We start from the raw sequence: 25,618 nt of genomic DNA on the forward strand, positions 1-25,618 counted from the left end.
GCCCGGTCCCATTCCGAACCCGGAAGCTAAGGCCACCTGCGCCGATGGTACTGCACTCGACAGGGTGTGGGAGAGTAGGACACTGCCGGAACATCATTGCGAAAGGCCCTCCAACTTCGGTTGGAGGGCCTTTTTGCGTTCCCAGGATACCTCCAGGACCGGGGCGAACAGTCCGAACCATCAACATTTCAGAAATGGGCATGTCGGAGGTTCCGGTAGGCGACGATGATGCGACGTCGCTTCGGGAGGTCACCATGAACTGGCTCTTCACTCACCAGTCACTGCGTCGTTGTGCGGCCGCCCTGGTGCTGCCCGCCGCACTGGTCGGAGCGGTCGCGACAGCGCCACCCGGGGCCGCCTCGCCATCCGCCGACCCACTGGTCGGCGCGGTCGGTTCGGTCGCGGGCCTCGCCGGGATCGAGCTGCCGGCCACCTACGGCCCCGAGACGGCGATCGTGGTGCTGGGATACGGTCTGCTGCCCGATGGCACGATGCGACCCGAACTGGGTAATCGCTTGCACGCGGCGCTGATTCAGGCCTTCATGTCACCCGCTTCCCCGGTCATCGTGACCGGCGGCAACCCACGCAACGGCATCACCGAGGCGCAGGTGATGGCCGACTGGCTCAATATTCGCGGTGTCGCCAGGAATCGGCTGCACGCGGAAACCGAAGCCGGTTCCACCGTGCAGAATGCCGAGTTCTCGGCGCGCATGATGGAAGCGCTCGGCGTGACCAAAGCTGTCCTGATCACCTCCGCCGACCACATGCGCCGCGCCCTGGACAATTTTCTGGCTGCCGGCATCCCGGTCGTCGCCACGATGACCCCGGACGTGGCTCCCCTCTGGGCTCAGCCCTACGGCACCGAAAAGTAGACCGCGGCAGCACCGTTGGTCGAAAACATAACCCTCGCTAATAGATAGCCGCGCCGATGTCGGTGGCGCCGATTACGATGCGGGTGGCGTCATCGCGGGTTGCGCGGGCGCGGTGCGGTAATGGCAGACAGGGGAATTCGATGGAACGGCCGGTATGGGCGCCCGAAGGTGTCGATATGCAGCATCCGAGTCCGGCTCGGATGTACGACGCTTTGCTCGGCGGCTCGCACAACTTCGCGGTCGACCGGGACGCCGCGGAGCTGGCTACCGGGCTCGTTCCTGATCTGCCGCGGTTGGCACTGAGCAATCGCGCGTTTCTGCGACGGGCGGTCCGCTTCATGCTCGACGCCGGAATCCGGCAGTTCCTCGACGTCGGGTCGGGCATCCCCACCGCGGGCAATGTGCACGAGATCGTGCACGAGATCGATCCGGAAGCCCGAGTGCTCTATGTCGACATCGACCCGGTGGCGGTCGCTCATTCGCGAACCATCCTGCAGGGCAACGAGCGCGCGGGTGCGATCGAGGCCGATCTGCGCAAACCCGTCGACCTGGTCGCTGCGGTACGCGAAACAGGATTGATCGACTTCGACGCCCCCGTGGGTTTGCTGCTGATCGCGGTGCTGCATCTGGTGCCCGATGTCGATGATCCGGTCGGCAAGGTGGCAGCGCTGCGCGAAGTGGTGGCACCGGGTAGTTTCATAGCCATTTCACATCTCACTTCCGAGCTTCGGCCCGATGACGCCGGTAAACTGGGTACGCACTCGGTGAACCAGTCCAAGGTCGGTATTCATTTCCGGTCGAAGGATGAGATCGTCGCATTGTTCGAGGGATGGGATTCGGTCGAGCCCGGCGTTGTCGAGTTGCCGTTGTGGCGGCCCGAGTCCGAGCGTGACCAGCACGAGAAGCCAGGCCGTTCGCTCGGCATGGGTGGGGTCGCGATCAAGAAGTAGGCCGCCTGCATGGCGGTTGCGATAGACGATGACAGGTGGATGAAGCAGTGGGGTCGTGGGAGCTGGCGCAGCGGTGGGCGGATGCCCTCGACGGCGTCGTAGCTCCTACCCTCAATCGCTCCCAGATCGAAGACATGCTGGCGGCCCTGTGCATCGGTCTGATCGACGCGGCGCGCGGCGGGGAGGATCCGGATATCGCCCGGCGGGCCGCTCGGATGCTGGTCGCCGCCAACTACCGTGATCCGTCGGCCGTGAGCCGCTCGGTGCCGGTGATCTGTGCCGATCTGGTCGAGATCGTCGCCGATGGTCCAGCCGACCCCGCGCTACCGCAGATCCGCGACCGGGCGATCGTCCTGGCCGCGGATTTCGCGGCAGGCTTCACCGCGGCGTTGCGGGCTGCCGCGCTGGCCGAGCAGGAGGCCACGCTGGCCGCTGTGCTCGCCGCGGCGCAGGAGGCCGAGAACCGCAGAGCGCTCTCGGAAGCCCGCTTCGAGGCGGTCTTCGACGGTGCGCTCGTCGGCATCGGCACTGTCGACATGACCGGTCAGGTCGTCAACTGCAATGCCATCATGGCCCAGATGCTCGGCCAGACCCCGGAGACGATGCCGGGCCGCACCGTCGCCGACATTCTCGGTCCGCGGAATCTGAACTTCGCGTTCGAGCAACTTCAGCTCATGGTCGCCGGCAAGTCCGAGAGCTTCCGCACCGAGACCGAGCATCTGCATACCGACGGCCGGGTGACCGCGATCGACCTGTCGATGTCGGCGGTGCGTCGTACAGACGGAGATATCGAGTTCCTGATCGGCGTCGCGGTCGATGTCACCGAGCGTAAGCAGCTCGCCGACCGCCTGTGGCACGACGCCAATCACGACGCGCTCACCGGCCTACCGAACCGCCCGCACCTGTTCAACAGGCTGGCCGACGCGCAGCCGCCGATCGGGGTCTGTTATCTCGACCTCGACGGCTTCAAGGAGATCAACGACCTGTGGGGGCACACGGTCGGAGATCGTGTGCTCGAGGTCGTGGCCGACCGAATGCGCGAGGCGGTGCGGCCGGACGAGGCGCTCGCCGCCCGCATCGGCGGTGACGAGTTCCTCGTCCTGGTCGAAAGATGCTCCGGTGAAGCGCAATTGGCGCGACTGGCCGACGAGCTGCTGTCCGCGCTCACCGAGCCGCTCGAGGTGGACGGACACATGCTCGCCGTGGGCGCCAGCATCGGCACCGCCTTCTTCGAGCAATTGCCCGGCGCCGTAGACGAATTGGTGCACGCCGCCGACGCGGCGATGTACCGCAACAAGAACGACGCACGCCGCGACCCGGCCCGGTAGCGGCCGGGTCGGAGTCGATCAGACCGATTGCTGCTCGCGCTCGGCCGCCCGTGCCAGCGAGCGATCGCGTTGCTCCTCGAAGCGAAGGACGTCCCCGCCCAGCCGTTCGAGGAAGGCTGCCAGATCCTCGCGAGCGCGCTCGCCCCGAGGCCCGAAGTCGTTGCGCTCGAAGATGTCCCACTTGCGCAGCACCGGCATCAGTACCTCTTCGAGATGCTGGCGCAGATCGTAGATGCCGTGCTTGGCCATCAGCACGCCGTTGCGCCGCCAGCCGGGCATGCCCGCACCGGGCATCTGGAAGTTCTGCACGATGGTGTTGATCGCCTCGATGGTCTGGTCGGGGGCCAGGTCGAGCGAGGCGGCGCACAGGTTGCGGTAGAAGATCATGTGCAGGTTCTCGTCGGCGGCGATGCGGGCGAGCATGCGGTCGGCGATCGGATCGTCGCAGACGCGACCGGTGTTGCGGTGGCTCACTCTGGTGGCCAGTTCCTGGAAGGTCACATAGGCCACGGAGAACAGGAATCCGGCGCCGGTCGAGGCGTGGATGTCGAAGCCCGGCGCCTTGTCGTCCACGACGGCCATCGCCGAGTATCCGTTGGTCATGTGGATCATGCGGGCCTGCTCCAGCGCGACCGGGTCGACCCCACGGGTCACCACGAGGTAGTCGCGCAGCACGATCCCGTGCCGGTTCTCCTCGGCGGTCCAGCGACCCACCCAGGTGCCCCAGGCGCCGTCCTTGGAGAAGTTCTCGGAGATCTCACGGTGGTAGGAGGGCAGGTTGTCCTCGGTGAGCAGGTTGGTGACCATCGCCGCCTTGGCGAGTTCGCTGAGGGCGGATTGTTCTGGGTCCCAATCGATTCCGCCCATGGCCGCGAAGTTGCGGCCACGGTCCCACGGCACATAATCGTGCGGGTGCCAGTCCTTTGCCATCGATAGATGGCGGTCGACATTGCTCGCGGCGATGGGTTCCAGCTCGATCAGTAGTTCCAGTTGGGTCAGGTTCCTGGCCACGCTCGTTGCCCTTTCCGGTTAGTGAAAAGCGAGAGTTGCGTCGGTCCGGTAGTGTTGCCCGTCGTCACAATAGACCCGGCGCATCGCGCCTGGAAACGACACGGTGTTCCTGCGCACTGTTTCGGAATTTGGGCGCGTCGCGCCGTGTGCATATACGCTCCACCAGTTCAGCTCCATCAGCGGTTCCCGTTCAGTCGTGGCATAGCTAGAGAGAGTGAGCGAAAAATTATGACGGACATCGTGGTCACGAGCCTGGCGGCGACCACGTCGATCGCGGGCGACGTCGACTCGACCTGGAAAGGTCTGCTCAACGGCGAGAGCGGAATCGACGTCTTGGAAGACTCCTTCATCGACGACTTCGAACTTCCGGTGCGGATCGGCGGCCACCTGAAGGTGTCGCCCACCCTCTCGCTCACCCGCGAAGAGGCGCGCAAGCTGTCCTACGTAGAACAGATGGCGGTGGTCCTCGGCCGCGAGGTGTGGCGCAACGCGGGTAGTCCCGAAGTGGACCGCGACCGCCTCGGCGTGTCGATCGGCACCGGCCTCGGCGGCGCGGAATCGCTGATCTACGCCCGCGACCGGCTCCGCAACGGCGGCTACCGCAAGGTCTCACCGCTGACCGTGCAGGCCATCATGCCCAACGGTCCCGCGGCCTGCGTCGGCATCGAATTGGGTGCGCGCGCGGGGGTTTCCACTCCTGTTTCGGCCTGCTCGTCGGGCTCGGAGGCGATCGCCAACGCGTGGCGGATGATCGTGATGGGCGATGCCGACATGGTGGTCACCGGCGGTGTCGAGGGCTCCATCCAGGCGGTGCCGATCGCGGCGTTCACGCAGATGCGGGCCATGAGCACCCGCAACGACGATCCCAAGGCGGCCTCGCGTCCCTTCGACGCCGACCGTGACGGGTTCGTCTTCGGCGAGGCCGGCGCGATGATGGTGATCGAGACCGAGGAGCACGCGAAGGCGCGTGGTGCGACGATTCACGCCCGACTGCTCGGCGCGGGCGTCACCTCCGACGGATTCCATCTCGTCGCACCGGATCCCGAGGGCACCGGCGCCGCGCGGGCGATGACACGGGCGATGCAGACCGGCGGGATCAGCCGCGCGGATGTCACCCACATCAACGCCCACGCCACCGCGACCCCGATCGGTGACACCGCCGAGGCCAATGCCATCGCGAAGGCGATCGGCTCGCACGCCTCGGTGTACGCCCCGAAATCGGCTCTCGGGCATTCGATCGGCGCGGTCGGTGCGCTCGAATCGGTGTTGACGGTGCTCAGTGTTCGCGACAGCATCGTTCCGCCCACGCTGAATCTGGACAATCAGGACCCCGCAATCGATTTGGATGTCGTGTCGGGTCAGGCGCGGCGCGGTCGCATCGATTACGCGGTCAACAACTCCTTCGGTTTCGGCGGTCACAACGTGGCGATCTCGTTCGGACGGTATTGACGATTCGCCTCGTGGTGGCGGATTCGGAGTCAATGTGCGTTGAAAAGGATTGGGAATGATCGGCGAGACTTTCGACGACTATGTAGACGAACTGGGGACTATCCGGATTCCCGGTGATCAGACCTTGATCGACTTCGTCGACAAACACAGCGAGGCCAACGGGGACGACCTGGCCTATCGCTTCATCGACTATTCGACAGAACGTGAGGGGGAGTACCAGGAGCTGACCTGGCGTGAGTTCGGCGTGCGGCTGCGCGCGGTGGCCGCACGATTGCAGCAGGTGACCCAGCCCGGCGACCGGGTGGCGGTGCTGGCGCCGCAGGGCCTCGACTATGTCGTCGCGCTGTTCGCGGCGGTGTACGCGGGGAATGTGGCTGTGCCACTGTTCGATCCGGAGGAGCAGGGCCACAGCGACCGGCTGCACGCCGTCCTCGGCGACTGCGAACCCGCCGCGGTGCTGACCGTCGGCAGCGCGGCCGCTGGGGTGCGCAACTTCTTCCGCGAGCAGCCTGCCGCGCAACGGCCCAGAATCATCGCGGTCGAGGCGATTCCCGATACCGTCGGCGCACGCTGGCGCAGGCCCGACATCAATATCGACAGCGTGGCGTATCTGCAGTACACCTCCGGGTCCACCCGGGTGCCCGCCGGCGTCGAGATCACTCACCGCTCGGTGGGGACCAACCTGCTGCAGATGATCGATGCCATCGGGATCACCGAGAACGCCCGCGGGGTCACCTGGCTGCCGCTGTTCCACGACATGGGGCTGCTCACGGTGATCCTGCCGACCATCGGCGGCAAGTTCATCACCATCATGTCGCCGAGTGCGTTCGTGCGCAGGCCCGCGCGCTGGATCAAGGAATTGGCCGCCCAGGCAGACGGTGCCGAAATCTATTCGGCAGCACCGAATTTCGCGTTCGAACATGCGGCGATGCGTGGGTTGCCCAAGGGCGGCGAGTCGCTCGACCTGTCGAACGTGATCGGTCTGATCAACGGCAGCGAGCCGGTGTCGGTGGCCTCGATGCGCAAGTTCAACGAGGCGTTCGCGCCCTACGGGCTGTCCAAGACCGCGATCAAGCCGTGCTACGGGATGGCCGAGGCGACACTGTTCGTGTCGGCGACCAAACGCGACGACGAGGCGCGGGTGGTCTATGTCGATCGCGGGCAGCTGAACGACGGCCGGATGGTGGAGTGCGACGAGCACGCCGCGAACGCGGTGGCGCAGGTGTCGTGCGGATACGTCGCGCGGTCACAGTGGGCGGTGATCGTCGATCCCGGCACCGGGGTGGAGCGTCGCGACGGCGAGGTCGGCGAGATCTGGTTGCACGGTGACAATATGGGCATCGGGTACTGGGGGAGGCCGGAGGAGACCGAGGAAACCTTCCACAACCGGGTGGTCGCGCGCATGCCGGTCGGTAGTCGCGCCGACGGTGCGCCCGATGACGCGAAGTGGATGCGGACCGGCGACTACGGCGCCTATCACGACGGCGAGCTGTTCATCACCGGTCGGGTGAAGGACCTGGTGATCGTCGACGGGCGCAACCACTATCCGCAGGATCTCGAATATTCGGCACAGGAGGCCAGTACGGCCCTGCGGCCCGGTTTCATCGCGGCCTTCTCGGTGCAGGCGGGGCAATTGCCCGCACCGGTGCTCGAGGCCGGGACGGTGTCCGATCCGGCCGCGGAGCAATTGGTGATCGTCGCCGAAAGAGGCACGGGTGCGGCGAAACTCGAGCCGGGCCCGATCACGGACGCGGTGCGCGCGGCGATCGCGCGCAGGCACGGGGTGATGGTGCGGGACCTGCTGCTGGTGCCCGCGGGGTCGATTCCGCGGACGTCGAGCGGGAAGATCGCCCGACGGGCCTGCAAGGCCGCGTATCTGGACGGGACGCTGCGCGGTGGATACCGGCAGCAGGCCTATCCGGACGCACCGGAGGAGTGAGAATCGGTCGGCCACTGGGCAGTCCAGTGGCCGACCGACATCCACCCAGCGCGTCCGGTGACTGCGCCTGGCCGAAGCGGCGCAGGATGCTCAGTTGACGCAGGGGATGGTGTCGCCGATGTTGGTGGACAACGGTTTTCCCTGATCGGGCAGTGGCGTCGAGCCGGACGCCGTAGTCGTGGGGGGAGTGGTCGTCGATGTGGTCGGGCTCAGCTCGGCGGGCATGATGAAGTCCGCGCCGAGCGCGACCTCGATCCGCCCGTCTTCGATCGACGGCGACGCGGAAACAGGCAGCCCGCCGAGAAGTTCCGCCAGCGCACGCGCATCGTCGGCGGCACCGAGGCCGTAGGTGATGGCCGAGTACTGGCCGCCGCTCGGATCACCGCTGCCGATCAGGCCCGCACCGTAGCCCCGGCTCGTCAGCGCGGCCGAGAGTGCCGCCGCCTGACCATTCGCGGTGCCCACATTGTGCACATCGACCACGCTCGTCGGGGTCGGTGCCGTGGTTTTCGGCACCTCCTGGCCGAAAGCCGCCCGCACCTCCCGTTTGATCGCGGCCGGGTCGACGATGTTCACGTCCTGACCGTCGATCACGTCGTAGCGCACCACCGGCAGCGTGCGGAATTCGACCGGTACCGAGCCGGCGGAGCCCATGTCGCGGGCGAAGTCGAACAGGTTCCAGCCGTCGGAGAGCACCACATCGCGGTGCGCCACGTCCATCAGTTCCGTGAGCTGGCTCAGATTGGTCAGCGTTCCGGAGTCCTTGAGCGACTTGGCCACCGAGGTGAGGAAAGCCTGTTGACGGTGGGTGCGGTCGAGATCGCCGTTGAGCAGTCCGTGACGTTGACGGACGAACGCCAGGGCTTGTGAACCATCGAGATGTTGCCTGCCCGCGGGGAAGGTCGCGCCGGAGAACTCGCTGTCGTCGACGGCGTGGTTGAGGCACACATCGACCCCACCGACCGCGGTGGCCAGGTCGTAGAAGCCCGCGAGGGAGATCTCGGCGAACCGGTCGATCGGAACCCCGACGAGATTGCGGACGGTGGTGACGATGGACGCGCGTCCGGCCTCCCGGCCGCGCCGCTCCAGCACGACCGGATCCTTCTCGCCCCGCTCGATCAACCTCGCTTGCACCGCAGCCTTTTTCAGACCGTATGCCTCTTTGATCTTGACCTGCTGGTAGCCGGGGATACCCGTCACCGGCACATAGTTGTCGCGGGGGATGGAGAAGGCGACGACCTTGCTCTTGTCGGCCGGAATATGCAGCAGGATCAGCGAATTCGCGTTGTAGCCGCCCTCGGTGCCGTCGCCGGCGTGCAACTGGTCGAGCACCTCTTTCGGCAGGTCGTTGCCGTTGAGGTCCTTGCGGGTGTCCAGGCCGATCAACAGGATGTTGACGGCGCCGCCGCCGGAACGCGGGGCGTCCTCCCCGAGTGCGGTGGAATGGGTGAAGCCGGAATCGAAGTCCTGCTTGGCCGACCAGGCCAGGCCGGTGCCCGCGAGTACGGCCAGCGCGGTGGTCGCCACGAGCATCCTGGCCATGATCAGCCCGGCTCGGCGAGCGCGTCCGCGCCGTGGCGCGCGATGGTCGGTGGGGGCGTGCCTGCCGACGCGCTGTGGTCCCCGCCGTGTTGTCTCCCGGCGCGGCGGCGCCGGAAAGGTGTTGTCCCCGTTCACCGCAGCGCGCTACCTGCCTGCCACTGTTCCCACGGCACACTCCAGTCGCCGTTCTGCCACACCTCGAGCGGGGCGCCGCCGGTATTCCTGATCTCGACCACGTCGCCGGGTTGGGAGAAATCGTAGAACCAGCGGGCGTTCTCGCCGCTGAGATTGAGGCAGCCATGTGAGACGTTGGTGTTGCCCTGCGCCCAGATCGTGTCGTCGAGTTGGTGCAGATAGATGCCGTCGGTACTGATCCTGGTCGCCCAGCCGATGGATTCCTTGTAGCCGAGCCGGGAGTTCACCGGCAGGCCGTAGGTGGAGGAGTCCATGATCACCGGATTGGCCTTGTCCATCACGGTGTACACGCCCGGCTGGGTCCAGAAGGTGATGGTCTTGCCCGCGACGGTCTGGCTGCCGCCCATGCCCAGCGAGGTGGGCATGGTCTTGATCAGCGTGCCGTTCTCGTACACCTGCACCTGCTTGTCGTTGTCGTCGACGATCGAGACGTGCGAGGGGCCGATGGTGAAGCTGGTCTTGGTGTCTTCCTGCCCGTAGAGGCCGCCGCCGAGATCCTTGCCGTAGATGTCGGCGGTGAGTGTCACCTTCGTGCCGGGCGCGTAGTAGTTCGCGGGGCGCCAGTGGGCGTTGCGGTTGTCGAGCCAGTACCAGGCGCCGGTGACGGGCGGATCGGTGGTGACCGACAGGTGCTTCTCGGCCGTCGCGCGATCGGGCACGTCCTCGTCGAAGTGCGCGACGACGACGGTGCCGACGCCGAATGTGCCCGACGAGGAGAGTTCCGTGCCGCCCGTGGTTCGGAAATAGACCTTGGTCTGGTTGTTCGGCGCCAGGGTGGTGAACGACGACGTGATCGGCCCGACCCGGCCGGTGACGGTGACCGCCTCGGCTGTGACCGTGTAGGTATGGCCGTAGCCCAGCGGTTCCGACGGTTTCCATGCCGACTGGTCGGGGGTGAGGATGCCGTCGACCGTGCCGCCCTGCTCGTTGGTCATCGTGACCGCGGTGAGCTGCCCGTCGCTGGTGCTCACGCGGACCGGGCCGAGCGGATCGATCTCGGTCGCGCCGTCTTCCGGCGCGACCGAGATCGCCGGTGCCGGCGGGGCGGCGGATTCGGTCCCTGATTCGGTGGGTGAGCCGCCGCAGGCCGCGACCAACACCAGGAAACCGGCAGCTAGGCCGGCTCGGAAACGTCGTCCTGACATGCGCCCCTCCTGTGCTCGGTGCCGCTCAGCTCTGCAGGCCGACCTCGACGTCGAGCGAGAGGTTGATCTTGTCGCCGATCACGGCGCCGCCGTCGGCCATCGGTATCTCGGTGGTGAGGCCGAAATCGCGGCGGTTGATGGTGGCGGTGGCGGTGAAACCGGCGACCGGGGCGTCGGCCATACCGGGGCCGGTGCCGAGGAATTCGACCTCGAGGGTCACCGGGTGGGTGTTGCCGCGGATGGTGAAGTCGCCGGTGACGGAGAATTCGGTGCTCAGTGCCTTGATACCAGTGGCTTTGAAGGTGGCGATCGGGTGGTTGGCGACGTCGAAGAAGTCGGCGCTGGCCAAGTGCCCGTCTCGCTGCGCGTTGTCGGTGGTGACGGAGGCGACCTTCATCTCGACATCGGCGTCGGCGGTGCCGTCGGGATGAACCACGAGTGTGCCCGCGAAATCGGTGAATCGGCCGTGAACTTTGCTCACCATCAGATGGCGCACGGAGAACTGGAGCGTGGAATGCGCGGGGTCGATGACCCAGGTTCCAGCGGATAGTCCGGTAGGGGCCGACATGGTCTCTCCTCACTTGGCGATCCGGCCGTGTGGGCCGACGGGCGTGAAGCGATAGCGCCAACCAGCGTAACCCTGTTCACCGCGGGCGGGTCAGTCCTCGCTGGTGGCGCGTTCGCCGAGAAATCGCAGGAGCGCGGGATCGGTGGAGGTGAAGCGGTCTACTTCCTGTCCGCCGGTGCATTCGTAGAGGGCGATGGTCACGGAGTCCGGTCGGCGGCGCACGACCCGCCAGACCGCGCCGGAATCCTGCCAGCGGAGCAGGGTTTCGACGGGGTCGGTGCTCACCCGATCCACCGTAATGCGCGTCGCGGATCGTTCGGTTGTCCGATGTGCGTGCGAGCTTCGGCGGGACAGGGTTCCGCTCAGATCCGTTCGCGGTAATTCGCGGCTACGAGCGCGAGGCAACCGGCGGCGATCGCGGCGGTGACCAGATACATGGCGGGATAGCCGACACCGAGGCCGCTGTGCAGGGACGACAGGACCGCGGGCACGCCGAAGCCGAGGTAGCTCACCGAGTAGAAGACCGCGTTCAAGCCCGCCAGGTCGCCGGGGCCCGCGATACGTTCGATCTGCTGCAACCCGGCGACCAGGCCGATGCCGTAGCCGCTGCCGAGCACCACGGCGGTCAGGAGCGTCACCCAGATGCTCAGGGTCGCCGCCGTCCACGCAGCCAGGACCATGCCGGTGGTGAGCAGTACGAGCGCGACCACCGCCGCGCGCGCGGTGCCGGGGCGGTCGATGCGTCGCGCCACCGATTGGATGGTGAATCCGCAGCCGAGCGTCACCATGGTGACCAGCGCGGAGAAGGCGATCGGGGCCTGCTGCACGCGCGGCAGCATCAGCGTCGGCAGGACGGCGTAGGCGGTGGCGTTGGCGGTGAACAGCCACAGGGCGATCGGCACCGCCACCCGCAGAAATCGTCGGTGTCCGGCGGCGGGGATCTTCAGGTCGTCGCGCAGCCTGCCCGGATTCGCTCGGCGGGTCACGGTTTCCGGTGTTCGAGCCACCCAGAACGCGGTCGCGACACAGAGCGCCGCATTGACGAGATAGGCGGTCGAATCGGGCAGCGGACCCCACTGCGCGAGAGTTCCCGCCACACCCGCGCCGAGGGCGAACCCGGCGGTCAGGCTCATCGCGGATCGCCGGGCGCCCTTGCCAGTGGCGGCCGCGGCGAACGGTGGTTGCGACAGTTCCTTGAGCCAGCTGCCGCCGACCGCCATCGCCAGTCCGAGCGCGGCACCGCACAGCATCCGCCCGGCCGCGAGCATCGGCACCGAGGCCGCGCCCACCGCGAGCAGCAGCGAACCGGCCGCGGCGATCAGCGGTGCGGGCAGCATCAAGGGGCGGCGGCCGAACCGGTCGGACAGCGGGCCGCCGATGAGCAGGGCGGGCACGATGCCCAGGACGTAGTAGAACAGCAGCAGGTCGACCGCGGTCAGCGGAAGGCCGTGGGCTTTGTACATCACCAGCAGTGGTGTGAACTCGTTGCCGCCCCACGCGATCGCCACCATGGCGGCGGATACGCCGAGCCACGCGCGGGTGACGGAGACAGCACTGGGCCGCTCGGTGGTGAGAATCGCCATCACAGGCCCTTTCCGTCGTGCGCGCACCGGAATTCATGGATGTGGCGGGCGCACGGTCGCCGACCTGCTCGGCCGGACACCGCTACTCCCGCCGCCCGCGCACAGGGCGAATTGGTGGCAACCGGTCTCATTTTAGGGGCGGCCGGTCGCTGTACTACCGTCGGCCTGTGCGTGAGCTGCGGATGGGGTGTGCGATGTGGACGCATCCGCAGTGGCAGCAGCGGTTGCCGGCGCCGGGGGAGCGCTTGCGTGCCTACGCCGGGCACTGCGGTGCGGTCGAGGGCAACACCACGTTCTACGCGACGCCGTCCGCGTCCACCGTCGAGTCCTGGGCGCGACAGACCGCGCCCGATTTCCGGTTCGTGCTCAAGCCGCCGAGGGCGGTGACGCATGAGCGCCGACTCGTCGACGCGGGCGCCGAACTCGGTGCGTTCCTCGACGTGATGGCGCCGCTCGGACCGCGGGTGCACGCACTGTGGATCCAGTTGCCCGCGTCGTTCGGCCCGACCGACCTGGGCGCCCTCGCGCGCTTCCAGCGTGAGCTGCCCGGTGGACTGCGGTGCGCTGTGGAGGTGCGTCATCCGGCGTTCTTCGAAGACGAGCGGGCCGCGGTGCAGCTGGAACGGGTGCTCGGGCGGATCGGGGCCGAGTGGGTGCCGTTCGACACGACGGTCCTGTTCGACGGGCCACCGGGTGACCCCTCCGAATACGAGGCACGAGCGAAGAAGCCTCGCGTTCCGCGTCGGATGCGGGCGCTCACCGAGAACCCGATCGTGCGCTACCACGGGCGCGCCGACACCGACCGCACCGTCGCGGGCTGGCGGCCGTGGGTGGAGACCGTCGCGGGCTGGTTGCGCGAAGGTCGCTCGCCCACGGTCTTCGTGCACACTCCCGACAATGCCGCGGCGCGTGGCCTGGCTCGCCGCTTCCACGACGAGGTCCGGGCGATCGTCCCCGATCTACCCGCACAGCCGACGCCGGTGTCCGACGAACCGATGACGCTGTTCTGAGAGCGGACATCTGCGGCGACCTGCGTTGATTTCGCGAACACCTGTCGGACCTCCGTGTCATGCTGTGCGCCACCACTGGGGAGTGGGTGGACTGACTCGAAGGGGACGAGCATGTCTACGGAGGGAACGGTGTTGTCGCCCGCGCCGCATTGCGAGCCGCGGTTGGAGGGCGGGGAAGCGGTACAGCGGTCTGCGGCCGTGAATACCGCTGTGCCCCATCGGGTTACTGGTTCCGGTCGACCGAGGGCCGCGGGCGGGACGCCGGCGAGTATTCGCAGGGCAGTGCGTGCGTCCTGCCCCCGAGCAGCGACAACGGCCGAATCTTCCGCGACCGCAAAGCGATTCACCGAGCAGGTACTCCGGCTGCTCTTGGAGGTGGTCGATCGGCGCAGATCGTCGACTCACCTGCGCGCTTACACAGACGCACGAGCGCTCGCCGCCATCAACACCATGCTCGCGCAGGACTTGGTCCCCGGCCGGGGCCTGGGCAGCGCCACCCTGACCCGCGTGAAACTGACCGCGACACACGACGGTGCCGCCGAAGTCTTCGCGTCGTATCAGCGTGGGCCTCGGACGCTCGCTATCGCCGGCCGCATCGAGTCGACCAAGGACAGTTGGCGCTTGGTCGCGGTGCGGATGTTCTGATCGCCGGGGGGCGAAGCGTGATGTCGATTCGACGAGCTCATGGGCGAGGTCCGTCGACTGCCTCAACGCAGCGCGGTGACTCCCGAGAAGTCATGGGGTGCGCGGTGATTGCGGTCGGGGAGGCTGCCGAGAGCGTGGTCGGGGTGAAGGCCGAAGTACTGCTTGCGAGTCTTGCTGGTCCAGGCCAGCGCCGCCGCGGCGGCGATGCGGTGGAAGTGGACGGTGTAGCCGTGTTCGTAGATGCGCAGCAGGACGTAGCCGCCGGGGTACTCCTTCACGGCAGCCACCTCCAGGTACTCGACGTGGCCGGAATCGGGGCGGCTGCGCCGATTCCGGTGGGTGTGGCCGCTGTGGTGCAGGAATACGCCAGGGGTCGTTCGGTAGCAGGCTTGCAGCGCGACCACGCTCGCGCGATCGAGGACGAAACCGGGGCCGCCGGGGTTGCTCAGTGCCGCGTAGCGAGTCGCGGGGTGGTGCCCGAAGATCAGCGTCGGGCGGTCGGGGTCGGCGGCGAGTGTCGCGCGGAGCTGGGCGAGTTGGCCGGCGTCGATCGTGCCGCCGGAACCTCGCCGACGGGTGGTGTCGAGGCCGATCAGGCGCAAGCCACCGAGCTCATGGCAGGTGAGTTGCCCGAACGGCTGAAACGCCGTGCCCCAGTGATCGTTCGCGCCGCGCGGAACGTCGTGATTGCCGCGGCAGACGAAGTGATCGCTGCCCGCCCTGCCCCAGGCGTCCAGGCGCGCCCTGATGCCCGCGGACTGTTCGGCGGTGCCGCAGTCGGTGAGATCGCCCGCGACCACCAGATGATCCGCCGCGCGCTCGGGTCGGCGGATGTCGTGCAGCAGTGCCTCGGTCATCACCTGCGGGTAGTGACCGTCGTCGTGGCGCAGACCCGGCGGCAGTCCGGCGACGATCAAGCCGCTGCGGTCCTCGCCCCAGTGCAGGTCGTTGGCGAGGGCGATCGTGCGCAGCAGTCGTCCCGGTGGTGGCGGCGCGGTCAGGAAAACGCCCGTGACCTCCGGAGTTCCAGGGCGTCGAGTGACCCAGGTACGGCCGGGAACAGCGATTTCGCCGTCGGAGCAGGCCCGGAAGCGATAACGGCGGCCGGGTTCGAGGCCACGCACCTCCGCGTAGTGGTGCGCGGTGCGACGGCCGTCGAGGTAGCAGGTCACCGGTGTGGCAGCGCTGTCGGCGGGCGCGAGCAGCACTTCGGTGTCGGCCGCGGCCGGGCGAAGCCGGCCCGCGCGATCACGTCGATGGGTGGACCACGTGAGGATCGCCGTGTCGTGAGTGACGGTGACGACCTCGAGATCGGTGACGACGAGCTGATCACGCACGCCGCTCCACGAATACGGCCGCGCCATCGGCGCGCGCACGGTGGCCGCCGCGGCCCCCGAGGCGGCGTTGACCAACCATGCGGTGTGCAGTCGCGGATCGAGCATGCCGGGCTCCGTTCGCCGTCTCCCGCTGACGGTACGGCGCCCGGCTGAACACCCGTGGGCGGTGATGTGGACGTTGATCGCCCAGGTAGCGACCGGAAAGCGATGACGCCGCCGCTAGTCGTTGTGCGGCTTCTTCCTGAGCTGCTGTGTCCCATCGCTTTCCGGTGGGTCGCTGTCGAGTCCGTCGGGTAGCCGCCGTGCCCCACTGGCTACCTCGGCGATGAGATCGTCATAACCGCACGCCAATTCGTGCAGGCGTAGTTGCGCGGCATGCAGTTGGGCTTCGGCGCCGCAGGCCAGCGCGCGGTAGGTGAGCGCGGCGAAATGGGCCATGCGGTCGACGACGGCGCCGATGCTCTCGGTGTGCATCGGCGCCGAGGTCGCCGGAGTGGGCGAGCGGATCACCACCCAGCGGTCGATCTCGCAGACCAGACGCGCACGCGCCCAGTCGATCTCGCTGGTATCGCCGGGGATCTGCTGTTCGCGGCGTTCGTGCAGCGTGGCCAGCTCGTGCGCGGCGGAGAGGACGGGATCACTCGCGCCGGCGACCCCGCAGACCGCCTGCATCATCTGTGCTCGGTCCGGCAGTACCGGTTCCGGTCCGGGTCGTCCCGTCGAACCGCTGCCGTCCGTGTCCACTGTTGCCGCACCGTCCCCGTCGTCGGTTTTGTACCGCTTGTCGAAGGACATTCGTCTCGGCGGGGACGACGGATAGGTCACGAAATGACCCCCCAACAGCGAAAACCGGCCGCGAACAGGCGTTCGCGGCCGGTCGGGATCACCGATCGAGCTGGAGTATCACAGGCTCCGGGCGATGATCTCCTTCATGATCTCGTTGGTGCCCGCGTAGATCAGCTGGACGCGGTTGTCGACCCACATGCGTGCGATCGGGTACTCGTTCATGTACCCGTAGCCGCCGAACAGCTGCAGACAGGTGTCGGCGATCTGCATCGCCTTGTCGGTGGTCCACCACTTGGCCATGGCAACAGTGGGGATGTCGAGTTCGCCGCGGATGTGCTTCTCGACGCAGTCGTCGATGAACACCCGCGCGATGCGGGCCTCGGTGGCGACCTCGGCCAGCTTGAACTTGGTGTTCTGGAAACCGAACACCGGGCGGCCGAACGCCTCGCGCTCCTTGGTGTAGCGCAGCGTGTGGTCGAGGGCGACCTCCATGCCCGCGACCGCGCCCATCGACACGATCAGGCGCTCCTGGGGCAGCTGCTGCATCAGCTGGATGAAGCCCTGGCCCTCCTGGGTGCCGAGCAGGTTGGTCACCGGGACGCGCACGTCCTCGAAGAACAGCTCGGAGGTGTCCTGGCCCTTCTGGCCGATCTTGTCGAGCACGCGACCGCGACGGAACCCTTCGCGATCGGCCTCGACCAGGACCAGCGAGACGCCGGAGGCGCCCTGGGTGGGGTCGGTCTTGGCGACCAGGATGATCAGGTCGGCCTGTGCGCCGTTGGTGATGAAGGTCTTGGAGCCGTTGATGACGTACTCGTCGCCGTCACGGATCGCCTTGGCCTTGACGGCCTGCAGGTCGGAGCCGGTGCCGGGCTCGGTCATCGCGATGGCGCCGACGACCTCGCCGCTGGCCATCTTGGGCAGCCAGTGCTTCTTCTGCTCCTCGGTGCCGTAGGCGAGCAGGTAGTGGGCCACGATGCCGTTGTGCAGGCTGACGCCCCACGAGGTGTCGACCGCGCGGGCCTGCTCCTCCATGAGCACGGCCTCGTGCGCGAAGGTGCCGCCACCGCCGCCGTACTCCTCGGGGATCGAGATGCACAGCAGGCCGACTTCGCCCGCCTTGTTCCACAGGTCGCGGTCGACGTGGTGCTGCTCGCGGTACTTGTCGATGTTGGGGACAAGTTCCTTGGCCATGAACGCGCGGGTCATGTCACGCAGGGCGTCCAGGTCCTCGTTCATCCAGCTGGACCGATTGGCGGCCATCGAGTCTCCTTGTTCGGCTCGGCACAGCACCGGTCCAGGCGTGACCGGTGGTTACGGACACCAGTGTGCCGCAGTATTGGCGTCGTGACAATAGTGCCGCCGAAATGGGCTCTCACCAGCGCATCATGGGTAACGGTGAGAGCGGATGGATGAGCGCGCGCCGGACCGTCAACTCCACCAGCTTGAAGTGGAAGCCGCTGTCGGGGTATCGCCGCATCAGTGCGGAGTAGGCCGCGTAGGGCAGGCCGTAGCGCCGCGCGCCGAATGTCACGTCGATCAGATCGGCCCGCCGGAACAGCTCCACCGGATCGGTCGCGCCGCCCGCCGGGCGCACACGATGGTGGTCGCGGATCATCGCGGTGACGAGCTCGGCGATGTCCTCGCGGTCGTGCGTGATCAGCCAGTCGCCCGCCAGCGCGCACGACGGTTCGAGATAGTCGAAGGTGCACGCTGCCCAAATGCCGAGATCGTGGAAGGTCGCCGCGGTGCGGAACTCCTCCCGCGAACTCGGCGGCGGCCCCGGCTCGCCGCTGCGGGCGAACAGGAGATCGGCCGAGCGTAATACCCGCAGCACATGATGGAAATAGGCCTTGCGGTCGGCGCCGAGCCGGGCGGTCCACGGTTCGAGTCGTTCGGCGATCGCCTGGTCGAGTTCGCTTGTGTGCTCGGTCAATTCGTCACTCCGAAGTAGATCTCACGGGCGTACGCGAACCCCCCGGCACCCCCGAACCAACCCTAGGTGTCCGCGGTGGGCGTCGCCCGGCGAAACGGAGTTTCACTCGAACGGCTCGGCTACGCGGTGCGGCGTGCGAACAGTGCGCCGGTCCGGCCCGGTCGGGTTGTCCGCGAGCGGTGTTCGGCAACGGTCGGGCACCGAACTCCCGGAAACTCCGGCTCGGGCGGCGGCGGGGGATTATCTTCGCTGATCGAGTGTCCGACCGAAATTGTTGGGCGTGTCGCGCGCGGCGCGCCGTGTTCGGGGAGCCGTGTAGGAGCATCGGTTTCGCGCTCGAGGGTATATCGACTAAGAATGGTCCGTGCCGTTCACACCTGTGGTCACCTGCCTGCCTTCGCGCGCCCGGGGCGGTGGTCTGGCATGACGATCGAATCCGGTCTCGAGGACGACGTCAGCCAGCTCGCCCAGCGAGTCGAACGTGCCCGCGGGCGTCTTGCTTACCAATTCGATCCGGCCCTCACCGACGCGCTCTCCGAAGACGAGTTGCGCGCCGAACGCGAACTCGCCGAACGCATCCGTGAACAGGATCGCGAGCAGCGCTGGAAGCACACCCAGGCGATGGCGTCCGCATCGGACCGCAGCCGACAGACCACCGAAGCGATCGAGAAGGCCGACATGCGAGATCTGCTGCTCGCCAGGAAGGCGATGGCGTCCCAGCGTCGCGAATCGAGCCCGCACGCGAAGCTCGCTTCGCTGTACCGGCACCGGTCGTGGTCGCTGAAGGCACTGGCCGGTGTGGTCGGCGCGGGCATGCTGTGGTCTGCGGTGAACGTGCAGCAGAACATCGCGCCCGGTGGGCCGAGCGATCCGCTGTTCTGGTTCAGCTATCTGCTCGAAGCGATGATCAGCGTGTGTTTGATCATCATCATGGTCGGCACGAACAAGGTCGCCGAGTGGGGCGTGATCGACAACCGCCGCCAGGTCGCGCTCGCCGAGCTCGCGCTGCTGGGGCTCACCGTCACCCTCAACACCTATCCCTACGTGCGGGAGGGACGGTGGTACGACGTCGCCGTGCACGCGGTCGCGCCGGTGATGATCGGTGTCGCGCTGCTGATCCACGACGCGGTCAGCGCCAGGTACGGCTTGGCCATCACTCGCGCGACCAGCCAGGTCAGGGACCTGCCCGACCCCGCCGACAACATCCTCGGCCGTCAGGCCACCGAGGGGATCCGCCTCACCTACACCCCGCCGATGACGAGCGCGGCTCGCGCCGAGGCGATCGCCGCCACCGAAACGGCCGCTACGACGCCGATCACCCGCGAACCCGCCTGGACCCCCACCGAGCCGGTCACCAACGGCAACGGCCGCCCGCCGGAGAAGCGCAAGCGCTTCGGCATCGGCAAGCCGTCCGCCGCGGACAAGGCCACCGCCAAGAAATCCGCCCCCGCGCCCGTCGTGGCGCCGGAGCCGGCCAAGGAGCCTGCCAAGCCGGAGCCGGCCACCGATTCGGTTCCCGCCGCCCGCAAGAGCGCCATCTCCGACATCGAGGCCCGGGTCGAAAAGGCGTTCGCCGAAGCCAATTTCGGCTACGAGGCGATCGAGCCGACCAGCATCTACGACACCGGCCAGTTCCGCATCGCGGAGAGCCTGGAACAGGAACTCAACGACATGCGTGAGGCCCGCCGCCAGGCCCGCAAGGAGCGCGCGAACTAGCAGGCAGGACAAAGGCCGATATCCGCGAACGCGCGGGTATCGGCCTTTTCCGTGTTCGGGTCAGCCGAAGATGCTGCCGCCGGTGCCCGCTTGCTGGCCGCCGCCGGTGCCGCCGATGAGGCCGCCCGGGGGAAGTTCGGAGGGCTGGACGATGACGAAGCCGCGGCCGGAGAAGGCCAGGGTGCTCGCCTCGCCGGTGCTGCGGCCCATCAGACGACCGAGGCCGAAGGAGTCGTTGCGCTTGATGCCGGTCTGCAGGCTCGACGACCACGCTACGGCGGCGTTGGGGTCGGCGTAGGTGGCCTGGTCGACGGTGAGGACGACCGGGGTGCCGTGCGTGGTGATGGCGATGCGGCCGCGGCCGGTGAAGACGCAGTTGAACAGGCCCGCGTTGGAGGCGTAGCCCGCGGCGCCCTGGACGCGGCCGATGTCGTAGCGCAGCGTGGAGTCGAAGGCGAGGACGTTGGCGCCGTTGATGGTGAGCCCGTCGGTGCCGTCGAGGTCGATGATGTGCACGTCGGCGGCGCTGTTGGCCAGGAACAGGTCGCCGCGGCCGGTCACCTTCATCAGCGGCACGCCTTCGCCGGTGAGGTGCTGGCGGATGGCGCGGCCGATGCCGCCGGAGCCGAGCGCTTCGAATTTCAGGTCACCCTGGTAAGCCACCATCGACCCGGACCGTGCCATCACCTCCCCGTTCATCCCGACCTTCACCATCTTGCCGCCCTGTTTCTGGATACCGAGGCCGTTGACCTCGGCATGCGAGGGGTCGAACAGGTCGCTGTGCACGGGCTGGGCTCCTTGCTGAGATGCATACGTTGGCTGTTGAGCGGGTCCGCCGGGTTGTCCGTAGGCGGGTGGTGGGTAGGCCGGCGCACCCGGTGGGGGAGCGGCTGGGTAGCCGCCCGGCTGACCGGGCAGCGGGGGTGGCCCAGGCGGCGGCGCGAATCGGCCGGGCGGCACCGGGGCGTTGGACCCGGGATGGTGACCAGGGCCGGGCGCACCCTGATAGCCGCCGGCAGGGCCCGCACCGGGGACCGAATTGTCCTGCGCCGCAGCGGGTGCGGGGTCATCGTCGAGGTTCACCCCGTAGGCCGAGGCGATACCCGCGAGCCCGTCGTCGTAACCCTGACCGATCGCGCGGACCTTCCACGCGCCGTTGCGGCGATAGATCTCCACGCACACCACACCGCTCTCGGTGGTGAGTCCGGGGATCGGGAAAGTCAGTGCGGTGGAACCGGATTCGATGGTGGTGGTCAAGGTGCCGACGGCGGCGAAAGTGGCGGGTCCACGACCGTCGAGGCTCGCGGTGACCACCACCTTGTCCACATCGGCGGGCAACGCCGAGGTCTGCACACCCACCACGTCGGGTCCGCCGTTGCCGTGCCGGTACACCACGCCCGGCCCGGTCGGCTGATTGAAGAAGACGAAGTCGGCGTCGGAGCGCACCTTGCCCGCCGCGTTCACCAGCAGGGCCGACACATCGACCGACGCCGAACTCGCGACCGTGACGGTCAGTTGATCACCGGGCGCGGGCCGGTTCTCGCCGGGAGCCAGCGCGGTCACGACGCAGCACCCGAACGTCGCGCGATTCGCAAGTGTTCCACGCGTTCGATAGTGCCGTGTATGCCGTCACCGCGCCAGCGACGGCCGTCAGCCCGGCTGTTTTCCCGGATGCGCGGGCCCCTGCGCCCGGATCGCGGTGGTGGTGGCGGTCATCGCAGCTGCGCCAGTTCGCGGTCGAGCACTTCCAGTCCCTCGACGGCTACCGGCCCCGGCCCGGTGTAACCGAAGGGCGCCACGATGATCCGGTTCTCGCGGATCGCGCGCAGCCCGGCCAGTTCCCGACGTTGGCGCAGGGCGGTGCGCACCGAGTCGGGTGTCTGGTCGCCCTGGGTGAGCAGGACGATCACCTCGGGGTCGGCGGCGATGAGTGTTTCGGTGTTGGCTTCGAAGTTGCGCTTGTCGATCTGGCCGTAGACGTTGCCGAGGCCGAGGATCTTCAGCTGTTCGTGGACGGTGCTCTTGGCGCCATAGGCCTTGAGCTGGGCGCCGTCGCGCGACAGGATCAGCGCGGCGGCGGGACGGGGAGTCGTCGTGCCACTGTGCCGTTCGGTCACGGCCTGTACTCGCTGCTTCAGCGTGGTGACTTCGGCGTCGGCCGCGTTCTCGGTACCGAAGAGCTTTCCGTAGAGGGTGATGTCGGCGAAGACGTCCTCGAAGGTGCCCGCCGCGTCGCGGCAGTAGCCGCGGGTCACGATCAGCGGGATGTTCACCTGGGCGAGGTCGTCGGGGGTCACCGAGAGCCCTTCCACGCTCACGACCAGGTCGGGGGACCGGCTGATGATCTCCTCGCGGGCGAGTTCGGCGGTGGGGGCGGTGATTTCGATGCCCCGCAATGCGTCGCCGTACTGGCCGGGGAAGGCGGCGGCTTCGAAGGTGCGGGTGACGATGCGGTCCGCGGCGCCCGCGGCCGCGATCAGCGGTGCGGCGATGGATCCGACCGTGACGACGCGCTGTGGGGGCGAGGTGAAGGTGACGTCGCGACCGCAGCTCGAGATCGTCAGCGGGAAACCGCTTGCCGAGGGTGTGGTGGCGGGAGCTGTTGTGCCGCAACCGGTAACGATCGCAGTGGTGAGGAGGGCGAGTACGAGAGCGGCGGAGCGGCGGGCGGAGATGACACGGGTGAACACGGTGTTGGTCCTCATCGATCGGTGGTGGGGATTGGCCGGTCGTCGTGACCGGGACAGCGGGTGGGGTGTGGGATTCAGGACTCGCCGGTCGCACGGAAGCGGCGGATCAGGACGAGGAGCAGTGGGGCGCCGACCGCGGCGGTGACGATGCCGATGGGCAGTTCGCGTGGTGCGAAGACGGTGCGTGCGGCGACATCGGCGATCACCAGGAACAGCGCGCCGATCAGCGCGCTGACCACGAGTAGGTGCCGATGTGTGCCACCGGTACACAGCCGGGCCACGTGCGGCACGATCAGCCCGACGAATCCGATCGCCCCCGCGACGGCGACCACCGCGCCGACCGCGAGCGCGACGATCAGCAACGCCCACAGCCGAATTCGATTCGGTGCGATGCCGAGCGTGCGCGCGGTGTCGTCACCGGCAGCCAGTGCGTCCAGCCGGGGTGCCATCAGCAGTACCGCGAGCAGTGACACCGCGACGACGGCCACGGTGGTCGCCACCGAGGACCAGGCGGCGGGCGCGAGCGAGCCGAGCAGCCAGAACAGCACGGTGCGCGCGCCTTCGGGCCGGTCGGAGGCGAAGATCAGGAAGCTGGTCGCGGCCGAGAAGATGTAGCCGATGGTGACCCCGCCCAGCAGCAGCCGCAGCGAGGTGAGCCGGCCGTTGATCCGCGAGATCACGAACAGCAGCGCGGTGGCGATCAGCGCGCCGATGAACGCGCTCGCCGCGAGTGCGGTGGCTGTGGTCGCCGCGGCGACCCCGAACAGCAGATACACCGCGGCGCCGGTCGACGCGCCCGAGGTGACGCCGAGGATGTGGGGGTCGGCGAGCACATTGCGCACGATGGTCTGCAAGACGGCGCCGGTGATCGCCAGAGCGGCGCCCACGAGCGCGCCGAGCAGCACACGCGGCACCCGCACCAGCCAGACGATGGAGTCCTGGGCGGCGCTCCAGTCGACGGTCGCCGGGTAACCGAAGGCGTGGTGGCCGATGATGCGCGCCACCGTGCCCGGCGGCACGGCGACCGGTCCGAGCCCGGCCGCGACCACCAGCGTGAGGGCGAGCGCGACGGTCAGCCCGGTCGTCAGCAGCACTGCGCGGCCGCGGTGGCGGGCGTGGTCGAGATCGTCGATGGCCGGCTCGGCCACCAGGGTCACGGTCATGTCGTGGCCGCCTCTCTGGTCTCGGACGGAGGTGTTGTGGCGAGCGGTTCGGTGGCCGGGCCGAAGAGGAGCTGGACAGCGCCGAAGGCCGACGTTCGGCGGACGGGGATCTTGTAGACGGGCTCGAGGATCCGCGGGGTCAGGACTTCGGCGACGGTGCCCGCGGCGGCGACGCGGCCCTGGTCGAGCAGGACGAGGCGGTCGCAATAGCGGGCGGCCAGGTTCAGCTCGTGCAGCACCACGACCGTGGTGGTCGCGGTGAGATCGCGGACCAGGGTGAGCAATTCGTGCTGGTAGCGGATGTCGAGGTGGTTGGTCGGTTCGTCGAGGAGCAGGTGGTCGGCCTGCTGGGCGAGTGCTCTGGCGATCAGGACGCGCTGGCGTTCGCCGCCGGAGAGCGTCGCGAAACGGCGATCGGCCAGTGCCCGCGCCCCCACGTGTTCGAGCGCGGCCGCGGCGGCGATCCGGTCGGCGCGCGAATACCCCTGGAACGCACCGACCCACGGCGACCTGCCGAGCAGGACGGTCTCGGCCACGGTGACCGGCGTGTCCGGCGGCGCTTCCTGTGCGACGACGGCGAGGCGACTCGCGAGCTCGCGCCCGCGCAGCCGTTCCACCGGCTCCGCGTCGATGACGACGGATCCGCCCGCCGGGCGCAGTGCCCGATACATCAGCCGCAGCAGCGTGGACTTGCCCGAACCGTTGGGGCCGATCAGCCCGAGCGTGCTGCCGGGGTCGACACGAAAGCTGATGTTGTCGAGGGTGATTCGGCCGTCGTAGGTGAAGTGGATCTGATCGACGGTGATCATCGCGGCGAGCTCTCTGTTCGGGGAATCGTCATCAGGTGTGGGTGATCGACGGTGGGGACGCGCTGTACGCCGGGTCGCCACGAGTGATGCACCGCGACCGAGCAGGCGAAGGCGGCGCAGATCTCGTGCGCGGCGAGGACTTGCTCGCGCAGGCGTGGATCGTTGTCGGCGAGCAGGATGCCGGTGGTCGTGCCGCTGTGGGCGACGACGACTCCGGCCGCACCGATGGCGCGCGCTGCCCGGATGGTCGCGTCCAGATGCGGACGGTCACGCGATGCGGCGCTCAACACGGCGCTGCGGGTGGCCACCGCGCCGATCGCGGCGATGTCACCGTGGGTGATCGCCGGGCCGAGGGCGCCGAGCAGCTTGTCGAATTCGTGTTTGTCGGCGGCGCTGAAACCGGGTTCGCCCCGGTTGAACTCGACGGTGTCGACCGAGCCGCCTTCGTCACCGGTGACGATCGTCAGTGCCGGGAGGGTGCCGAGGCGGGCGAGCAACCGCACCTCGCGGTGGAAATAGGCGACGGTGCCGGAATACATGACGCCGTCGGACGGTTCGATGGCGCGCAGGTCGGCTTCGAGTTCGGCGACGGGCACCGAGCGGCCCTCGGCGTCGGCGACCGCGCGGGCGGTGGCGACGAGATCGGCGGTGGAGCTGGCCAGCCCCTTGCCTTCGGGAAGTTCGCTGTGCAGGGTGAGCCGCCCGCCACGCAGCACGCTCGATCTGCCGATCATCCCGCTCGCGAGACGCGCTGCCTTCGACTTGCCTTCCGGCGCCACCTGTATGCGGTCGCCGCCCGGCTCGAAGACGGCCACCGTGCCACGCCGAATGGGGAGCGTGACCAGGAAATGCCGATTCTGTGCGGTGACGCCCTGCAGCAGTTCGCCGCAGCTTCCATAGGCGCGACCGACACCGATTCCCGGCGTGGGCAGGTCAATTGTCAT

General features: G+C 68.1%; 23 protein-coding genes and 1 rRNA gene. 9 read left to right on the forward strand and 15 right to left on the reverse strand.

The window, feature by feature from the left end; genetic code table 11:
• From rrf to ACFVJ5_RS31100, 4 genes are all read left to right on the forward strand, one after another.
• Nucleotides 1–91 (forward strand): 5S ribosomal RNA (gene rrf, locus ACFVJ5_RS31085); the annotation flags it as partial.
• Between the two features lie 163 nt (nt 92–254).
• Nucleotides 255–872, forward strand: a complete 618-nt coding sequence (locus tag ACFVJ5_RS31090) for a YdcF family protein (protein ID WP_379225652.1) — start codon at nt 255–257, stop codon at nt 870–872.
• A gap of 140 nt (nt 873–1,012) precedes the next feature.
• Nucleotides 1,013–1,822, forward strand: coding sequence for an SAM-dependent methyltransferase (locus tag ACFVJ5_RS31095; RefSeq protein WP_379225654.1), 810 nt, complete (start codon nt 1,013–1,015; stop codon nt 1,820–1,822).
• Between the two features lie 35 nt (nt 1,823–1,857).
• Nucleotides 1,858–3,150 carry a diguanylate cyclase domain-containing protein gene (locus tag ACFVJ5_RS31100; protein WP_379225656.1) on the forward strand — a complete coding sequence of 431 codons (1,293 nt, stop codon included), beginning with the start codon at nt 1,858–1,860 and terminating at the stop codon, nt 3,148–3,150.
• Nucleotides 3,151–3,168: 18 nt separating this feature from the next.
• Here ACFVJ5_RS31100 and ACFVJ5_RS31105 read toward each other — a convergent pair whose 3' ends face one another.
• Nucleotides 3,169–4,161: an acyl-ACP desaturase gene (locus ACFVJ5_RS31105; protein WP_379225658.1), complete on the reverse strand. Its 993-nt coding sequence runs from the start codon at nt 4,159–4,161 to the stop codon at nt 3,169–3,171.
• A 201-nt stretch (nt 4,162–4,362) separates the two neighbouring features.
• Between ACFVJ5_RS31105 and ACFVJ5_RS31110 the strand changes: the two genes are divergently transcribed.
• Together ACFVJ5_RS31110 and fadD32 are read left to right on the forward strand one after the other, a co-directional pair.
• Complete coding sequence (locus ACFVJ5_RS31110; protein ID WP_379226027.1) at nt 4,363–5,610, forward strand: KasA/KasB family beta-ketoacyl-ACP synthase; 1,248 nt, start codon at nt 4,363–4,365, stop codon at nt 5,608–5,610.
• A gap of 58 nt (nt 5,611–5,668) precedes the next feature.
• Nucleotides 5,669–7,549 (forward strand): long-chain-fatty-acid--AMP ligase FadD32, encoded by a 1,881-nt coding sequence (fadD32, locus tag ACFVJ5_RS31115; protein WP_379226029.1) that lies wholly within the window; start codon nt 5,669–5,671, stop codon nt 7,547–7,549.
• A gap of 90 nt (nt 7,550–7,639) precedes the next feature.
• On the opposite strand, the gene ACFVJ5_RS31120 is transcribed toward fadD32, so the two are convergent.
• From ACFVJ5_RS31120 to ACFVJ5_RS31140, 5 genes are all read right to left on the reverse strand, one after another.
• On the reverse strand, nt 7,640–9,097 hold the full coding sequence (locus tag ACFVJ5_RS31120; protein ID WP_379226031.1) for an LCP family protein: 1,458 nt from the start codon (nt 9,095–9,097) through the stop codon (nt 7,640–7,642).
• 125 nt (nt 9,098–9,222) lie between these two features.
• The gene (locus tag ACFVJ5_RS31125) at nt 9,223–10,431 is read right to left on the reverse strand and encodes an Ig-like domain-containing protein (RefSeq protein ID WP_379225660.1); all 1,209 of its coding nucleotides are present in this window, start codon (nt 10,429–10,431) and stop codon (nt 9,223–9,225) included.
• Between the two features lie 25 nt (nt 10,432–10,456).
• Nucleotides 10,457–10,999: a YceI family protein gene (locus ACFVJ5_RS31130; protein WP_379225662.1), complete on the reverse strand. Its 543-nt coding sequence runs from the start codon at nt 10,997–10,999 to the stop codon at nt 10,457–10,459.
• 90 nt (nt 11,000–11,089) lie between these two features.
• Nucleotides 11,090–11,284, reverse strand: a complete 195-nt coding sequence (locus ACFVJ5_RS31135; protein ID WP_379225664.1) for a hypothetical protein — start codon at nt 11,282–11,284, stop codon at nt 11,090–11,092.
• A 77-nt stretch (nt 11,285–11,361) separates the two neighbouring features.
• Complete coding sequence (locus tag ACFVJ5_RS31140; RefSeq protein ID WP_379225666.1) at nt 11,362–12,582, reverse strand: MFS transporter; 1,221 nt, start codon at nt 12,580–12,582, stop codon at nt 11,362–11,364.
• Nucleotides 12,583–12,749: 167 nt separating this feature from the next.
• Here ACFVJ5_RS31140 and ACFVJ5_RS31145 point away from each other — a divergent pair, with 167 nt between their 5' ends.
• Complete coding sequence (locus tag ACFVJ5_RS31145; protein WP_379225667.1) at nt 12,750–13,592, forward strand: DUF72 domain-containing protein; 843 nt, start codon at nt 12,750–12,752, stop codon at nt 13,590–13,592.
• Between the two features lie 111 nt (nt 13,593–13,703).
• The gene (locus tag ACFVJ5_RS31150; RefSeq protein WP_379225669.1) at nt 13,704–14,237 is read left to right on the forward strand and encodes an Rv3235 family protein; all 534 of its coding nucleotides are present in this window, start codon (nt 13,704–13,706) and stop codon (nt 14,235–14,237) included.
• A 62-nt stretch (nt 14,238–14,299) separates the two neighbouring features.
• Here ACFVJ5_RS31150 and ACFVJ5_RS31155 read toward each other — a convergent pair whose 3' ends face one another.
• The 4 genes from ACFVJ5_RS31155 to ACFVJ5_RS31170 form a co-directional block, all read right to left on the reverse strand.
• Nucleotides 14,300–15,679, reverse strand: a complete 1,380-nt coding sequence (locus ACFVJ5_RS31155) for a metallophosphoesterase family protein (RefSeq protein WP_379225671.1) — start codon at nt 15,677–15,679, stop codon at nt 14,300–14,302.
• A gap of 114 nt (nt 15,680–15,793) precedes the next feature.
• Nucleotides 15,794–16,318 (reverse strand): DUF4254 domain-containing protein, encoded by a 525-nt coding sequence (locus tag ACFVJ5_RS31160; protein WP_379225673.1) that lies wholly within the window; start codon nt 16,316–16,318, stop codon nt 15,794–15,796.
• 159 nt (nt 16,319–16,477) lie between these two features.
• On the reverse strand, nt 16,478–17,623 hold the full coding sequence (locus ACFVJ5_RS31165; RefSeq protein ID WP_379225675.1) for an acyl-CoA dehydrogenase family protein: 1,146 nt from the start codon (nt 17,621–17,623) through the stop codon (nt 16,478–16,480).
• Nucleotides 17,624–17,735: 112 nt separating this feature from the next.
• Nucleotides 17,736–18,296: a hypothetical protein gene (locus ACFVJ5_RS31170; protein ID WP_379225677.1), complete on the reverse strand. Its 561-nt coding sequence runs from the start codon at nt 18,294–18,296 to the stop codon at nt 17,736–17,738.
• 423 nt (nt 18,297–18,719) lie between these two features.
• Here ACFVJ5_RS31170 and ACFVJ5_RS31175 point away from each other — a divergent pair, with 423 nt between their 5' ends.
• On the forward strand, nt 18,720–20,012 hold the full coding sequence (locus ACFVJ5_RS31175) for a hypothetical protein (RefSeq protein ID WP_379225679.1): 1,293 nt from the start codon (nt 18,720–18,722) through the stop codon (nt 20,010–20,012).
• 60 nt (nt 20,013–20,072) lie between these two features.
• Here the strand turns inward: ACFVJ5_RS31175 and ACFVJ5_RS31180 are convergent, their stop codons facing one another.
• From ACFVJ5_RS31180 to ACFVJ5_RS31200, 5 genes are all read right to left on the reverse strand, one after another.
• Nucleotides 20,073–21,575: an AIM24 family protein gene (locus ACFVJ5_RS31180; protein WP_379225681.1), complete on the reverse strand. Its 1,503-nt coding sequence runs from the start codon at nt 21,573–21,575 to the stop codon at nt 20,073–20,075.
• A 149-nt stretch (nt 21,576–21,724) separates the two neighbouring features.
• Entirely contained in the window at nt 21,725–22,717 is a 993-nt protein-coding gene (locus ACFVJ5_RS31185; protein ID WP_379225683.1) for an ABC transporter substrate-binding protein, read from the reverse strand.
• Nucleotides 22,718–22,776: 59 nt separating this feature from the next.
• Nucleotides 22,777–23,865, reverse strand: coding sequence for a FecCD family ABC transporter permease (locus ACFVJ5_RS31190; protein ID WP_379225685.1), 1,089 nt, complete (start codon nt 23,863–23,865; stop codon nt 22,777–22,779).
• Nucleotides 23,862–24,674, reverse strand: coding sequence for an ABC transporter ATP-binding protein (locus tag ACFVJ5_RS31195; RefSeq protein WP_379225687.1), 813 nt, complete (start codon nt 24,672–24,674; stop codon nt 23,862–23,864). The genes ACFVJ5_RS31190 and ACFVJ5_RS31195 overlap by 4 nt, the downstream gene beginning before the upstream one ends.
• On the reverse strand, nt 24,671–25,618 hold the full coding sequence (locus tag ACFVJ5_RS31200; RefSeq protein WP_379225689.1) for a hypothetical protein: 948 nt from the start codon (nt 25,616–25,618) through the stop codon (nt 24,671–24,673). Before ACFVJ5_RS31200 ends, ACFVJ5_RS31195 begins: the two co-directional genes overlap by 4 nt.

Source organism: Nocardia sp. NPDC127606, assembly GCF_042671725.1.
Classification (GTDB): Bacteria; Actinomycetota; Actinomycetes; order Mycobacteriales; family Mycobacteriaceae; genus Nocardia.